The organism is Sulfuricurvum sp. (assembly GCF_041651515.1).
Taxonomy (GTDB): Bacteria; Campylobacterota; Campylobacteria; order Campylobacterales; family Sulfurimonadaceae; genus Sulfuricurvum.
This window is the reverse complement of the sequence record NZ_JBAZJF010000003.1, coordinates 270613-285355: the sequence shown is the minus strand read 5'-3', so window position 1 is coordinate 285355 and position 14743 is coordinate 270613. Positions and strand designations below refer to the sequence as shown.

Genomic DNA, 14743 nt, shown 5'->3' with positions numbered 1-14743 from the left:
TGTAAGTAGCAATAATAGTACTAATACTCGATAAAAGTGAGTGACAAGACATCATTCTTATAATTATCTTGGCGTTTATATTCTCGATATCCGTGTGATAATGCAATACCGATCAAATATTTTTTCCCCTCATGGGTGATAAAACGATGGGTTGCTTGATCCGAGTTAAAACGTAAAATTTCATCATCTAATTCGATGCTATCCATAGGGTTAAGATGGGGATGAGTCGTAGAGATAATAATCCCTTTACGATCGACAAAACACGAAAATCCGTTTTTAGAGGGGGGAAAGCTGTCGTTTAACATGGCTTTAAATTGCGGATAGGCATCAAATACGATACCGATTCCCCCCAATGTTTTATTATTTTGACGAATTGTAGCGCTGTAAATGTAGGTCGATTGAGCATCATAAAACGGCGTATTATCAAATTTACTGACAAAATAGTTCTGGCTATTGTGATTATTGAGTGTTCTTGAGACATATTCCTCGGAAACTTTTTTCCCTATGATCGTGGAATCGTTGGATGTTGCGATAACGGTAGAATTTTTATCATAAACAAACAGATTGGTATATACCGTATAGAGGCTATTAATGTACTGCAATACATCTGTCATGACTTTTCTATCTGGGGTCTCTTTGGAGAGTTCTTCTTCAAATATAGGAGTCATTGCCCACCAGCGGCTATCATTCGCCCGTTCATAGAGATTTCTATCCATAATGTCGATTGCTAATTTAGCCGATGCTTGAACATCGTAAATCAACCCTTCCATAATGGTATTTTCAAGATTGGTCACGGTATCTTTTATCGTACTGAGTATGGCAGTGCTTACCGTGCGAAGGTTATCGAGTACGGGTGTTAAAACATACACCTTCTCTTTTGAAGCAATCAGCTCACCATTAATAATCACATCGCTTAGATCTTCGATGACGTCATCTGCTTTGCAGATAATGGCTTTGATATTCTCATCCAAAGTACATTTGGCACTGATAGGGTCTTGAATCGGAGGATTTTTTGAACATTTTTGTGCATTAATAAAGGCGATACTTCTCCACGGAGCGCCGTAATAGCCTTCATACCCTTTTGTTTTTGCCGAGACATAGAGATATCCGTTACGGTAGATGATGTCATCATCGAATGAAAGTTTATGAACCTCTTTGTTTGTTTGGAGTGATTCTGATGATGCGGTGATAATCTCTTTGCCATCGGTAAAAATAATGTGTTCTGAAGGGTTTAAAAGGGATGAAAATATATAGTTCATCTCATCGTCAAAACGAAAACATAAAATCAGCACTCCGATCGGTTTTTTATTATCCATGATTCTTTGGGCAAAAATGAGCGTTTTTTGCTGTGAAGCAAACAAATCGGTATGGGCATAGCGTTCAACATAGCCGTCGCTCTGTAATGCATCGCGAATAATAGAATCCGATGTTGATGGGGTGAGCGTATTGTTTGGATTGATATTGAGACGGATATTTCCTTGTGTGTCTGCGATGATGATTTCGTTATAAACGCTGTATTTCATCGTATATTCGATTAGGCGATTTTTAAGATCTTCTATAGAAAAACGATCATTTAAGAAATCGATTATAGCGGTATCCGTAGCCAAAAATCCGACATCTGCCGTGCGCTCAAACAAATTTCGGATCAGGATATCGATACTGATTTGAGCTTTTGAATTTAGTTCTTCGGTGTATTTTTTCAAGTTCTCTCGGATAAGCAGAGGGATTAGCTCTTCTTTGAGATTACTAAAAGTCTCAATGGTTTTTTCGGTAAACGAGAATAGGTTGGCCGCTTTTTCGAGAGCACAAATTTTTCCGGTTAGGATGATTTTTTTAAGAAATCTGTTTTGATCATCGAAAAGATTTACACTGTTGCGAATAAACGGGAATATTTCTAAAAATTTTGTACTATCCATACGGTTGTATCCATTATATTGTTAGGTAATAAATTATCGGTATTTTTATTATGAAAATATAGCAGGTATACAAATTTTTATATCTATTAATTATTCTTATCTATGGTTATTATTTAATCATAGTTATTCATCTTGGATCGGTTATATCGCGAATATAAATTGCATTGATTGTCTATATATTAGGAGAAACGCAATGAGTGAACGTGACGCATTACGGTATGAAATCGAAGGCTATCTAAAAAAATACGCGATTGATGATGAATCACGATACGTAATAGCACCACTCGTTGCACTTAAATCGCTGGAGATGAATCATCTCTATGAAGATCTGGGCTTTAAAAGCCGTGTTCAGATGGGTACCTATATGGCACACCATTTTCCCCGTCTTGCCGAGCTTAAACCCAAAGATAAACTCTGGAAAAAATTTCTCTATGATGCCATAGGGAAAGTTGCACCCGCATGCGCGAGCTGTAATGATCAGGAACACTGTTTTAGCTGTTTGATCGCCGAGGCGAGTGCGTGAAGACCCCCTCGATAACGACTAGCGAACTCTATATCCATCTTGATACCCTCATCGGTGCCGATATCCCTGTCTTTATCCACGGAAGTCCCGGAATCGGAAAATCGTATATTGTTGCCGAAGTGGCTAAAAAACATGGTTTTGAATTGGTTGATGTACGCCTTTCACAAATGGATCCCGTCGATCTGCGCGGTGTCCCTGCGATACGAGATGAACAGACGGTGTGGATGAGCCCCGTATTTTTTCCGAAAGATACCGAGTCGAGCGGTATTCTCTTCCTCGATGAACTAAACTCCGCACCCCCTTCGGTACAAGCAGCGATCTATCAATTGGTATTGAACCGTAAAATGGGAGAGTATGAACTCCCTCGCGGATGGCGGATTATCTGTGCGGGGAATCGCATCTCTGATCGCGGTGTTGTGTTTCGTCTCCCGACTCCATTGGCGAATCGGATGGTGCATTTGAATGTTGAAGCACGGTTTGAAGATTTTAAACTCTTCGCGATTCGTGAGGGACTGCACTCTTATGTGATCGGATTTTTAGGATTTCGTCCCGATCTTCTCACCTCTGAACCCATTAGTGAAGATGATAGTAATCCGGCTTTTGCAACCCCTCGAAGCTATCATATGCTCTCCTCCATCCTCAAACACAATGATAATACAGCACATATTGCTCCGATTATCTACGGATTGATCGGATACGGGGCAGGAATCGAGTTTCTCTCGTATGTCAAGGTGTATAAAAAACTTCCAAATGTACAGGCGATATATAAAGGTGTGTATCCGAGTATTGACAAAAGTGAACCGGCATTGCTCTATGCGCTCGTTTCAGCAATGGTAGAACTCTATCGAGGTGGTGAAGAGGCGTCGAAACATCTATTTGGTTTTGCTCAAAATTTACCGACCGAGTTTGGGGTAATGCTGATCAAAGATACCATCGTCAAAGATGCTTTGATCGCGGAGTGTGCTGAGTTTGATGCATGGATTAAGTGCTATGGCGACTATATCCTTTAACGAGCGTCTTGAAAAGATTAGAGTTCAATTCCTATTCGATCACCCTTTTTTAAGCGTCCTAGCCCTCTCTATCCATCATAAATACCAGAGCAATTCTCACATGCTCTTCGAGACTGACGGTGTTAGTATCCGTGTTGATGAGAGCAAGGTTTTGGGATACGATGATGCGGCTCTCAAATATCTTTATGCCCATGTGCTTCTCCACATTCTCCTCAAACACCCGTTTCGGATGAAGGATCGGGAAAAGCCAACATGGAATCACAGCTGTGATATTGTTATCGGGTTGCTCCTCAGTGATTTTCTGCGCGTCGGAAGTGCTGATGAAGAGGCGATGGTGATCGAATCTTTTCGCGACAAAAGTGTCGAGGAGGTGTACTATGCCCTCTATAAAGAGAGTGATGAGGGGGAGGGGAAGCAGAGTGAGGATAATCCAACTGAGCAAAAGATGGATATTATCGAGCACGAGGGGGATACAAAGGTAGCGGAGGAAGAACTCGATGCACTGATTATTCAGGCAATGGGTGCGGCACGGAAGCAGGGGAATATTCCCTCCTCGCTACTGGAGATGTTTGATGAGATCACGAAACCATCTATCGATTTACACACGTTGTTACATGCCTATATGTCAGAGAGTTTTTTCGATAAAGAGTCCGATTTTTCTCACCCCAATCGCCGTTTTATAGATCAGGGGCTTTATCTTCCGGGATACCGGTATGATCGTAATCGTTTGAGTTTTTTTATCTTTTTGGATCGATCTATGAGTATCACAGCTGAGGTATTCGGGCGCTTTTTAGGAATTATTGACTCTATTGTTCGCATGAGTCACGATTTCGAGGTGAGCGTGATCCCTTTTGATGAGCGGGTATACGCCGAGGAGAAAAAGAGTTACGATGCACAGGGGATATTGCCTGAGATACGTTTTGCGAAAGGGAACGGCGGAACGCAGTTTGAACCGGTTTTAGAGTATCTAAACACCCATGCAGGGGAAAAGAGTCTGGCGGTGATCCTTAGTGATGGATATTTTACGGTGGAAAAAGCTCCGGCGATGCAGACACTCTTTCTCCTCAGTGAGAAAAAAAATTTGAAAAGGTTTGAACGTTATGGAGACGTCGTCTACTTTGACTTACCGTGAACATATCGAAGCGTTGAAAGACGATTTGGATTTTGAAGAGCAGGGGGATAGACTTTATCTGTATCATGAGGACGATGAGGCGCGGTTACTGTGGGCTTTTCATCGTCCAAGCGGTTCACATCCGGTACAGGTGGGCGACCCAAATACCGACGTAGCGATTATGGCATTCAATCACTCTCGTTTGGGAGCATTGGAGCGGTACCATCGATTGAATCCTACCGTGATCAGTGACTCCGATTTACGCCGTCATATTCGTAATCGTAGCCGGATGCTCTTTCGTGCCCTGGTTGATAATGATTTCACCGAATTGTTAGACGTTTTAGCTTTTGCCCCCGTCTTTATCGATCTAGCTTGCGATCAGATGATCAACGGGCGCATATGGAATGAAGAGTATGCTTCACCGTTGCGTGCGTCGCAGTTTTTAGAGCTGGCACATAACCATCTCAATGATAAACTGATCGAGGGGGTAATTCACCGTCTGCGACCGCTTAAACACCAAACGTTTGATGAAGCGAAAAGGCTTTTAAGTGAATTGATCTGTCAAGTACAAAAGTTGCATTCAGAGATCAAAGCGCACTATGTGGATGAGTTTGAGCGGTGGATGAAGAGCGAAAAGCTTCATCCTCTCCAACTTATCGTACTGACCAAGCAAATTGTTCTATTGAAGGAATCGCATGAATGAGACCAAACTCAAAGTGATGAAGGCACTTTTCGCCCTAAGTGACGAGATCGAATACAACATCTACGATTCTCCCGATATTGCTGAGTATGCGTGCATGGATATTGAAACGGTTGAAGTGGTGATGAAAGAGCTTTATGCTGAGGGATATTTAGGGGAGTGTATGACGGTAGGCGATGATGGATTCGATACCTTTTATCTCAACCGTAAAGGGCGAGCCCTGATAGGTGTGGAGTGATGCATAAACTCGTCGTATTTTATGAAAAACCTTTTTGCGCCGCAAATGCTAAGCAAAAGCAAATTCTTCGGGAGAGCGGATGCACGCTGATCGAGCGCAATCTTCTTGAACACGGACTGGATGCGGAGACGCTTCGCAGTTTCATGGGCGATAAGGCGGTGCATGAGTGGTTTAACCCCGCTGCCCCCGCTATCAAAAACAGCCTTATCTTGCCCGAAACATTGAATGAGGAAAGTGCGATGGAATTACTGATGGATGATCCGATTCTGATCCGCCGTCCGCTTATGATTATCGGTTCTGAAAAACTGTGTGGATTTGATGTGAAGAAAGTTTCGGACGTTCTGGAACGTTATGTCGAACCAATGCCTAACATTACCTGTATGGAAAAAGGATGCATGGAAAAGAGAATTTAATTTGTTGTTATTTTGAATTTGATATAATGTTATATAATAATGAAGTATTAGTGAAATATAAAATTTATAATCATTGATATTTACAGAGAAGGTAGTTTGTTGAACTTTTCACTTGAAAAAAATCTAATACGACTGATTGCCCTCGGCCCTTTCATATTTATACCGTTTGTTGTGATCGTTATATCCTCGGTTGTTATTTATCAAAATCAGCAATATTATAAACGTTCTATTGCAGAAATAGAAAATTCCTACATCAATACGCAAAAAAATGTCATTCTTTCCAAAATAGATAGCTCCATAAAACTGATGGAATATCAACAATCGATCACAGAGAGGATGTTGCAGGAGAAAGTTAAATCGCGTGTTGATACCGCCTATTCGGTAGCGCAAAATATATATACCCAAAACAAAAACACCAAAAGCCCCCAAGAGATTCAAAAAATGATCACCGATTCGCTTCGTCCTCTTGTCTGGAATGGTGGAGAGAGTTTTATATTTATTCTGGATTTTGATGGAGTTTTTCATTTGGCGCCGAATTATCTGAGGCACTTAGAAGGGCACAGTATTATTGATTTCCAAGATGCTACAAAAAGGTATGTAATCCGTGAAGAAATCGCAAAAGTAAAAAACACCGGTGAAGGCTATTTATGGGATACCTTTACGCGTCCCAAGTTTGATCCGAAGAAACAATTCAGACAATTAGCCTATGTAAAAAATTTGGGTTTATATAATTGGTATATCGGTTCGGCAGAGTATTTGGATACCACGACGAAAGAGATGGAAAAAAGCACTTTGGAGATTATCAATAACAGTGCTGCCAGCGACAGTGAGTATTTTTTTGTATTGGATCAAGCGGGAAATTTTATATCAGCAGGGAAAAATTCTGATTTGGTAGGTAAAAATGTTTTATCGCTGAAGGATGCCGATGGGAAGGAATTTATTAAAGAGCTGCTCAAAAGTGCTGCTTCCGATCACCCATTCTGGATAACCTACAAGTGGAAAAATCCTGCCAATATGCACATAGAACTGAAGCACACCTATGTTAAGAGAATTCCGAACACGAACTGGGTCATTGGAAGCGGATTCTACGTGGAAGAACTCAATAAGAAAATAGCGGATAAAAAAATGGAGTTGTCGAGAATCAATAAAAAACAATTCAATAATATCCTAATTTTCTCCCTTATGATACTTTTGATTTCACTGATTATTTCTTATATGATATCAAATAGGATACGAAAGAGATTTGTCGACTATTCAGGGATGATTGAACTGAAAAACCGTGAGTTGACGGTTTTAAATGCAGAATTGGAGAATATTGTCATAGATCGGACAGCAAAACTGCATGAAGCGTATGAAAAAATGGAAAAGATAGCGATTACCGATAGTCTTACCAATATCAACAATCGATATTATTTTAACAATGCACTGCAAAATGAAATCAACAGAGCAATCCGATATGACAGCTTTTTCTCCCTTATAATGTTTGATATTGACCATTTTAAGCAGGTAAATGATACGTATGGGCATGATGTCGGCGATAATGTTTTACGAAAAATTGTTGATATCGTTAGCAGTTGTTTGAGGGAGAGCGACATTTTTGCCCGGATCGGCGGAGAAGAATTTATAATTATCTTGCCTCAAACGACACTTGAATCTGCCATTGAAATTGGAGATAGGATACGAAAAAGTATCGAAAACTACTTTTTTGAAATGATTGAAAATACTACCATTAGTTTAGGCGTGGTTGCATACAGAGAAAATGAGAGTTTTGAAGAGATTTTAAAAAGGGTTGATACGGTATTGTATGAAGCTAAAAAGAGCGGACGCAATCGATTGATTGCGGATATATGATTTAGAGATGATCGCTGTAATCGCACAATCCGTCTATTTCAATCATCTCTTGAGCCTCTTTCTTTAAATCTTCCACATACTTTGACAACAAATCCCTTGAAACTCCACATGCGGACGCAATTTTTTCGATCACTTCACTGCTGACATTCGGAGTACGAAGTTGCATAAACTGATCGGCACTGATTTCGATATGAACCGTCTCGGTGGCGGAACAGAGGGTGAGTATCATCCCTCCATACTCGCTAAGGCTTCATTGATTTGTACCAATGCGAGCGATTTTGCATTTTCCACCTCTTTGTTATCCCACCAGTATTCGATGATAGCGTGTTCAATTTGTTCGAGCTGATCCATTTTGAGATTGGCGAATACTTCATACGACGTGATCTCTTCCGGGGTTACCCCTTTGGATGCGGCTACTTTATTCAGTGTTTCGATAATGCTCTCTTCGAGGGGTTTGGGACTCACTTCCAACCGGGCGTGATCGATCCACGCTCGGATCTCCTCTTCGAGATAGTCATGCCCCCACACTTGGTAACATAAAATACGGTTCGGACTGTAGACGATTTTCTCATCTTCGTTCAGCACATCGGACGTTTTAACTGACCCGTCATACAAATACACTTCAATCCGCTCATTTTCCCGTAGGGTACAGGCTCGTTCAAAGGCCGCTTTGGCGTGTTTAACTATTTCGCTTCGTAAATTTTCATTCATGTTAACTCCTTAAGATGCATTTGATTTAATGTTATGATAGTCCCATAGCCGCTTGTAATGGCTATCGAGTTCGGATAAAGTTGAATCAACGGTAATGAGTTCATTGGTTCGATCAAACCGTTGGGTATTGCTTTCGTACCATTTCTCCATTTCAAGCTTCAAAAAATTACGCTTGACCACGGTTTCGGCTATAAGATGACGAATTTCATCCATTTCGGAAGTGATGGTTTCAGTCGTGGCTATCATCGCTTTTCCTTATGTGAGGTTCTTTCCATCTCTTATGCATTTTTTATTCTCTCATTGAGAACGGCAATTGCACCAGTCGTTTTAAAAAGAGCGAACATGGAAGAGTTGCGTACCCACTATCATTATTTCAGCAATGAAGAGGGGGATGGCTATGAAATTTATAGCTGTGATTTTCCCGATGTAAAAGGATTCGGAGAAACGTATGAAGAGGCAATGTCGGATTTGCGAGTAAATTTGAAACGAAATGAGGGGAAAAAGATGGAAGAAGAGACAATGATGCAACAGGCAATCAAAGCTTATGATGCAAAAGATTTTATGAGTGCAAAATCTATTTGGGAATCTCTTAGCTCTTCGAATTCCGATGCGATGGTGAATCTCGGAACTATGTATGCCAAAGGATTCGGCGTCGCTAAAAATATAAGCACCGCATTTTCTCTTTTCGAACGTGCGGCATCACTGGGGCATGAAGTAGCCTCGTTTTATCTGGGGGGGATGTATGAAAACGGGATCGGTGTGCGTGCGGATAAAAATGAATCTGTCCGTCACTATACGATAGCGGCTGAGGCTAATATGGCCTCTGCACAGTTAAAACTGGGGATATTGCTTCGTAATGACGATGTCTTAACCTCTATGAAATGGATGATCAAAGCGGCGCATGCGGGAGAAGCACAAGCCCATTCTTTATTGACCTATGTGAGCAATCAAAATGACGCATCCGACATAAATGTCACATTTCGGATGATGGATGAATCTTCGCAGCGGGCAAAAGTTGAATCGATCATCGAACAAAATATTTCGGCTGTTTTAGCGAGCGATGGGGGCGGGGTTGAATTGGTCAATTATCTCAGCGGCGATACTCCCGAAATATGGCTCCGCTATTTGGGTGCATGTTCGGGATGCCATCTCGGACCGACTTCGACAGCGGGGATGATTTTAGAACAGTTTGAAAATGTCATTGATAAAAGAATTGTGATTTATCTCTGGTAATAGGAGTTTCATATGAATGCTTTTGCAGCACAGGTTGAAGATATCAAAAGCGATGATTTTTTCACTTGTATTACGATACGGATAAAAGATATGACGTTTAAGCTTCTTAAAACCGAAACACCTAAATGGCTCCGAATCGGCGATGAAGTGGAGTGCCGTATTCAAGAAGCGGCGATTGCGATCTGCACGGGAGTCCATGAGGGGAATGTTTCGATTGAGAACCATCTGGGCGGAGAACTGCAACATTTTCGTAAGGGTTTGGTTTTAAGTGAAGTAAGTGTCGATACCCCTTGCGGTGTACTCAATTCACTGATAACAACTGATGCTTTCGAGCGGATGGAGTTATGCGAGGGGTGCGCCGTGACATTGCTGCTCAAAGCGGTGGATATCAAATTACTACCGATAATCGATTCAACCTCGTATGAAAAATGCAAAGACAAATTGTATCAAGCCAACTAAGGAGAAAATTATGGCCGTAATGATTACTGATTCTTGTATTAACTGTGATGCTTGTATTGACGAGTGTCCTGTAAGCGCGATCGCGAGTGAGGGTGATTCACCGCGTGATGATTGGGAATATACCTACGTCAAACCTGAAAAATGTATCGAGTGTGTCGGTCATGCCGAAGTTCCTGCCTGTGCTGCAGCGTGTCCTACGGAAGGGTGTATCGTTTGGGATATGCCATATACGGCGGAATTCAATGACTATTATGCCAACAGTGCAGAGTATGTGATCGGTTCAAGCAAAAAACGCGGTGTTCTCACTCCGGAAGTTTCTCCGCAAACCTTCCGTGATGATATCTCTATTGCTGCCCGCGAATCTCGCGAAGCCGTAGCAGTTTAAAGGATAGAGGGTGCTAATCGCGTTCGCTTCATCGGATGGCATTCATGTTAATCAGCACTTTGGGTGGTCGAAACAATTCGAGCTCTATCGTGTACATGAGCACAGTGCCGAATATGTAAAAACTCTGGACAGTTCAGAGGATGCGATCGAAGACGAACACGAAAAACTCGCCTATAAAATCGGCACCGTAAAAGAGGCAGACATCATGTTTTGCTCTCAAATCGGACCGACGGCCTCAAAGTTGGTTCTTGCAGCTAAAATATATCCGATGCGCTCGGCTGAAAATGAACGGATCGATGAAGCGATTAAAAAACTTCAAGAGCTGTTATTGGGAAATCCACCGCCATGGTTACTCAGAATCGTACACACTTCAAAAGATAGGGAGATTTAAAAAATGTCTGTAATTATCGATGATACCTGCATCACGTGTGATGCCTGTTTGCAACAATGTCCTGTTAATGCGATCGTGGATGATATGAACAATCCTACCGGTAACAAACGGTATTATGTTCAGCCTGAGAAGTGTATCGAATGCGTGGGTGTGTTTGATGATCCGCAATGTGCCGCGATTTGTCCGAGTATCGGATGTATCACATGGGATATGCCTTTTACCAAAGAGTTTGATGGCTACTTTTTAAACGAAGAGATCTATAAACTCGGAGAGAAAAACGGTGTTCCTAAATCGCCATCATTCCGAGAGAAAAAATATCGTAAAGATATTCCACTCTCCGATCGCGGTATCGGGAAGCTCGTCCAAGAAGAGCCTGAAAATTTAGAAGAAGTGGGTTAAAAAGAGGCCGTTTTGGTCAGCTTGGAGAAGTTAATTCCTTTGAGTCCGCCGATTTTACTCGCAATTCCTTCGACCTGTGATGGTGTCCCTTTGATCATGATCGTCTCTAGGCAGTTATGATGGTCGATATGGACATGAGTATTACAGAGTATCTGCGCATCCCCCTCATGCTGTAGATCAGTCATCCGCTGCAACAGATCCCGCTGATGATGATCGTAAATGAGAGTCAATACTCCGATCACCGTTTCTTCACTGCTATTCCACCGATCTTCTACCAATTGTTCGCGAATCAAATCACGGACAAATTCTGAGCGCGAAACATACCCTTGATTGATAATCTGATGATCCAACGAAACTAAAAGATCTTCGGGGAGTGAGATACTGAAACGGATGATCGCGTCATTGGCCATGGGGCTTCCTCTGGAGATATATCTGTTATTTTATCCAAAATTTTATCTCTCCTCTCCCTAACCATAAAAACGAAATGAATAATCGTTCAATTTAAGGAGCATTTAAACCAATGCAGCAATAATACTAAAAGTAAAAAAGTAATACTGATGATTATCAGGGGGCAAACATGAACTATCCGACGTTCAACAACGTGATGATCGGATTGATTTTATCCTCCTCCGTGTATGGAGGGGGTGAACAAACGCTTAAAGAGGTAACCCTCTCGCCGATCAGTATTGAAGGGGAAGTGGACTACTCGGATATAACCGATGCGGCAACTGAGGGTACAGTCACGGCACGCCAGTTGGCTAATCGACCGCTGCTTCGTCCTGCCGAAGTTTTGGAAAGTGTTCCGGGACTCATTGTTACACAACACAGCGGTGACGGCAAAGCCAATCAGTATTTTTTACGCGGATTCAGTCTCGATCACGGGACCGATTTTTACACGACGGTAGAGGGGATGCCGACCAACCTTACCACCCATGCCCATGGGCAGGGGTACAACGATCTTAATTTCTTGATACCCGAACTGATTTCAAGCGTGATGTACAAAAAAGGGCCCTATTATGCGACCGAGGGGGATTTTGCTTCGACGGGGAGCGCCCATATCCATTACGCCGATAGTTTGTCGTCGGGAATCGCCAGTGTCACGGTGGGAAGTTTCGGCCAGAAACGCTTCCTTAATGCCAATGCATTTGATGTGAAGGGGGGGAAACTTTTATACGCCCTTGAATACTTCCATAACGACGGCCCGTGGGAAAACCCTGAAGGGTATCAGCGGCTCAACGGTGTCGTAAGCTATGCCAAAGAGGAGGGGCGTGATAGTTATAAAATCACTGCAATGGGATATAAAGGGAATTGGGAGGCAACGAACCAAGTGCCACTACGTGCTATTAGCAGCGGCATCATCGGAACCTACGGTTCGCTTGATCCGAGTGATGGAGGCAATACCCATCGCTATAGTCTATCCGGGGAATATACCCATCGGGATAATGATGGTACGACATGTGCAAATGCCTATATGATTGATTACGGACTCGATTTATTTTCCAATTTCACCTATTATCTCAATGATGCAGTCCGTGGAGATCAATTTGAGCAAAATGATGCCCGTACGGTTATAGGCGGTAATGTAGGGCGTGTATCGGTGTGGGGATTAAATTCCGTACAATCGTACGGTTTCCAACTGCGTAATGATGCGATCCGTGGAGTGGGGCTTTACAATACACAAGATAGGTTCCGTTTCAATACAATTAGTTCGGATCGGGTCAATGTCACCGATGGTGCCCTCTATTACCAAAATGAGCTGACCTTAAGCGATAAAGTCCGCTTGATTGCCGGAATACGCGGGGATTTATATCGGTTTGATGTTATAAGCGATGTCAATTCGGCCGATTCAGCGGTAAAAATGGCTGCTATTGCCAGCCCAAAACTCAGTTTTATCTTCGGCCCATGGGCAGATACGGAGCTGTTTTTAAACAGCGGGTACGGTTTTCACAGCAATGATGCGAGGGGGATAGCCCATGCGATTTCTTCGGCGACACCGTTAGTACGAACCAAAGGGGGAGAGATCGGTGTACGGACACGTGCAGTGGATCATCTGCAAAGCTCACTGGCATTATGGATGATGGACAGTGATTCAGAATTGGTTTTCGCCGGTGATACGGGGGGGACAGAGCCGACCGGACCATCACGCCGAACAGGAATAGAATGGGCGAATTATTGGACACCGACACCGTGGTTTATTCTTGATGCTGATATGACACTCTCTCGTGCACGGTACAAAGATCCAGTATTATCGGGTGGAGTCTATGTCCCTGAAGCGATTGAACAGACGGTATCGATCGGGGCAGCGGTTACAGAGTATGATAATTATTTCGGGGGGCTGAGACTCCGATATTTCGGCAGTCGTGCTTTAATCGAGGATAACTCGGTCCGCTCGAAACCCTCGACGCTTGTTAATCTCAAAGTGGGGCGTCATTTGGCTAAAAATCTTGATCTGAGTGTTGATGTGTATAACCTATTTGATCGTAAAACGTACGACATCGAGTATTATTATACGTCACGCTTAGCGGCTGAAAGTACTCCGATAATGGATCATATGGTTCATCCGGGCGAACCGCGTTCCGCACGTTTGACCTTGACGTATCGCTATTAAGTCCGTAGTGCCGATAATGCTTCAAAATTGCATTTAGAGAGGAGCTTGATTCGATCATTTTCATACCGTACCAATTGCTTTGGCGTGAAGTTGATGGCATTACCGTGTACTTTGGCATAGATTTTTTCTATGTTTCTTCCGATTAAAGTCTCCAAGGTATCTGTTTGTATCATCTCTTCAAATCCATCCAACCCTTGAGTTGGGATAGGGAGATCACAATAATAGTCGCCGATATTATTGACACCCCAAAAAACAAAACCGAGTTCAAGATAAAAATCGAGGGAATCCGATACGGAGGAAAAATTGATTCGTTTCACATGATGTTTTTTTGCACGATTAATGATCAAGTGTAGCAATTTATGGGCGTATCCACGGCGACGTTCATCCAACGGAGTAAAAAGATTATAAACGGTGAGATACTCGCTGTAACGGTCGATTTTGGAAAACAGATAACACAGATGGGTATCCTCTTCATTTACCAACACATCACATCCCTGTGCGCTCCAGCTGAAATGACGATCCCACCATGCGAGTGCCTGATCGGCAAAGCGGCGGCTTTCAGGGTCGAGTATTGATTCGATCGAGATGATGTATTCGGCACGATTGAGCGTGCAAATATGGGTGGTGATAAGAAACCTTTTAATCTTTATCCTATTATAGCATTCAATATCACGGTGCTGTAGGTCGAGCTGTATTATATTTAACCATTTGGGATAGAAAGCTTTAGTATTTTCATAAGAAACCGATTATAGCTGTGTTCACATAGTATTCACAATTTTTCGATACTATAGGTTA

General features: G+C 42.5%; 19 protein-coding genes. 13 read left to right on the top strand and 6 right to left on the bottom strand.

Annotated features, from left to right (window positions below):
* Positions 1–20: 20 nt before the first annotated feature.
* Entirely contained in the window at positions 21–1916 is a 1896-nt protein-coding gene (locus WC407_RS07075) for a hypothetical protein (RefSeq protein ID WP_373021905.1), read from the bottom strand.
* Between the two features lie 193 nt (positions 1917–2109).
* Between WC407_RS07075 and WC407_RS07070 the strand changes: the two genes are divergently transcribed.
* The 7 genes from WC407_RS07070 to WC407_RS07040 all read left to right on the top strand — a co-directional run bounded on the left by WC407_RS07070 (position 2110) and on the right by WC407_RS07040 (position 7762).
* On the top strand, positions 2110–2439 hold the full coding sequence (locus tag WC407_RS07070; RefSeq protein ID WP_373021904.1) for a nitrogen fixation protein NifQ: 330 nt from the start codon (positions 2110–2112) through the stop codon (positions 2437–2439).
* Positions 2436–3449 (top strand): AAA family ATPase, encoded by a 1014-nt coding sequence (locus WC407_RS07065; RefSeq protein WP_373021903.1) that lies wholly within the window; start codon positions 2436–2438, stop codon positions 3447–3449. The genes WC407_RS07070 and WC407_RS07065 overlap by 4 nt, the downstream gene beginning before the upstream one ends.
* Positions 3430–4581: a VWA-like domain-containing protein gene (locus WC407_RS07060; RefSeq protein ID WP_373021902.1), complete on the top strand. Its 1152-nt coding sequence runs from the start codon at positions 3430–3432 to the stop codon at positions 4579–4581. The genes WC407_RS07065 and WC407_RS07060 overlap by 20 nt, the downstream gene beginning before the upstream one ends.
* Positions 4550–5263: a hypothetical protein gene (locus WC407_RS07055; RefSeq protein ID WP_373021901.1), complete on the top strand. Its 714-nt coding sequence runs from the start codon at positions 4550–4552 to the stop codon at positions 5261–5263. The genes WC407_RS07060 and WC407_RS07055 overlap by 32 nt, the downstream gene beginning before the upstream one ends.
* Complete coding sequence (locus WC407_RS07050) at positions 5256–5498, top strand: hypothetical protein (RefSeq protein WP_373021900.1); 243 nt, start codon at positions 5256–5258, stop codon at positions 5496–5498. Before WC407_RS07055 ends, WC407_RS07050 begins: the two co-directional genes overlap by 8 nt.
* Complete coding sequence (locus tag WC407_RS07045; RefSeq protein WP_373021899.1) at positions 5498–5911, top strand: ArsC/Spx/MgsR family protein; 414 nt, start codon at positions 5498–5500, stop codon at positions 5909–5911. Before WC407_RS07050 ends, WC407_RS07045 begins: the two co-directional genes overlap by 1 nt.
* Positions 5912–6010: 99 nt before the next feature.
* Positions 6011–7762, top strand: a complete 1752-nt coding sequence (locus WC407_RS07040) for a cache domain-containing protein (RefSeq protein WP_373021898.1) — start codon at positions 6011–6013, stop codon at positions 7760–7762.
* Between the two features lies 1 nt (position 7763).
* On the opposite strand, the gene WC407_RS07035 is transcribed toward WC407_RS07040, so the two are convergent.
* From WC407_RS07035 to WC407_RS07025, 3 genes are read right to left on the bottom strand one after another with little or no spacing between them, the layout of a single operon-like run.
* Positions 7764–7991 (bottom strand): hypothetical protein, encoded by a 228-nt coding sequence (locus WC407_RS07035; protein ID WP_373021897.1) that lies wholly within the window; start codon positions 7989–7991, stop codon positions 7764–7766.
* Positions 7988–8473, bottom strand: a complete 486-nt coding sequence (locus WC407_RS07030) for a hypothetical protein (protein ID WP_373021896.1) — start codon at positions 8471–8473, stop codon at positions 7988–7990. Before WC407_RS07030 ends, WC407_RS07035 begins: the two co-directional genes overlap by 4 nt.
* 9 nt (positions 8474–8482) lie before the next feature.
* The gene (locus WC407_RS07025) at positions 8483–8719 is read right to left on the bottom strand and encodes a hypothetical protein (RefSeq protein WP_373021895.1); all 237 of its coding nucleotides are present in this window, start codon (positions 8717–8719) and stop codon (positions 8483–8485) included.
* A 96-nt stretch (positions 8720–8815) separates the two neighbouring features.
* Between WC407_RS07025 and WC407_RS07020 the strand changes: the two genes are divergently transcribed.
* From WC407_RS07020 to WC407_RS07000, 5 genes are read left to right on the top strand one after another with little or no spacing between them, the layout of a single operon-like run.
* Positions 8816–9706, top strand: coding sequence for a NifU family protein (locus WC407_RS07020; protein ID WP_373021894.1), 891 nt, complete (start codon positions 8816–8818; stop codon positions 9704–9706).
* Positions 9707–9718: 12 nt separating this feature from the next.
* The gene (locus WC407_RS07015; RefSeq protein WP_373021893.1) at positions 9719–10165 is read left to right on the top strand and encodes a molybdopterin-binding protein; all 447 of its coding nucleotides are present in this window, start codon (positions 9719–9721) and stop codon (positions 10163–10165) included.
* 10 nt (positions 10166–10175) lie between these two features.
* A complete protein-coding gene (locus WC407_RS07010) occupies positions 10176–10550 on the top strand; it encodes a 4Fe-4S dicluster domain-containing protein (protein ID WP_373021892.1) in 375 nt (124 codons plus the stop codon).
* Positions 10551–10560: 10 nt separating this feature from the next.
* Entirely contained in the window at positions 10561–10941 is a 381-nt protein-coding gene (locus WC407_RS07005) for a NifB/NifX family molybdenum-iron cluster-binding protein (protein ID WP_373021891.1), read from the top strand.
* 3 nt (positions 10942–10944) lie between these two features.
* Positions 10945–11340: a 4Fe-4S dicluster domain-containing protein gene (locus WC407_RS07000; RefSeq protein ID WP_373021890.1), complete on the top strand. Its 396-nt coding sequence runs from the start codon at positions 10945–10947 to the stop codon at positions 11338–11340.
* On the opposite strand, the gene nikR is transcribed toward WC407_RS07000, so the two are convergent.
* Positions 11337–11750: a nickel-responsive transcriptional regulator NikR gene (gene nikR, locus WC407_RS06995; RefSeq protein WP_373021889.1), complete on the bottom strand. Its 414-nt coding sequence runs from the start codon at positions 11748–11750 to the stop codon at positions 11337–11339. The two genes, WC407_RS07000 and nikR, sit on opposite strands and share 4 nt — an antisense overlap.
* A gap of 167 nt (positions 11751–11917) precedes the next feature.
* On the opposite strand from nikR, the gene WC407_RS06990 reads away from it, so the two are divergent.
* Positions 11918–13948 carry a TonB-dependent receptor gene (locus WC407_RS06990; RefSeq protein ID WP_373021888.1) on the top strand — a complete coding sequence of 677 codons (2031 nt, stop codon included), beginning with the start codon at positions 11918–11920 and terminating at the stop codon, positions 13946–13948.
* Here WC407_RS06990 and WC407_RS06985 read toward each other — a convergent pair.
* Positions 13945–14520, bottom strand: a complete 576-nt coding sequence (locus tag WC407_RS06985) for a GNAT family N-acetyltransferase (protein WP_373022065.1) — start codon at positions 14518–14520, stop codon at positions 13945–13947. The genes WC407_RS06990 and WC407_RS06985 overlap by 4 nt on opposite strands.
* Positions 14521–14743: the final 223 nt, after the last annotated feature.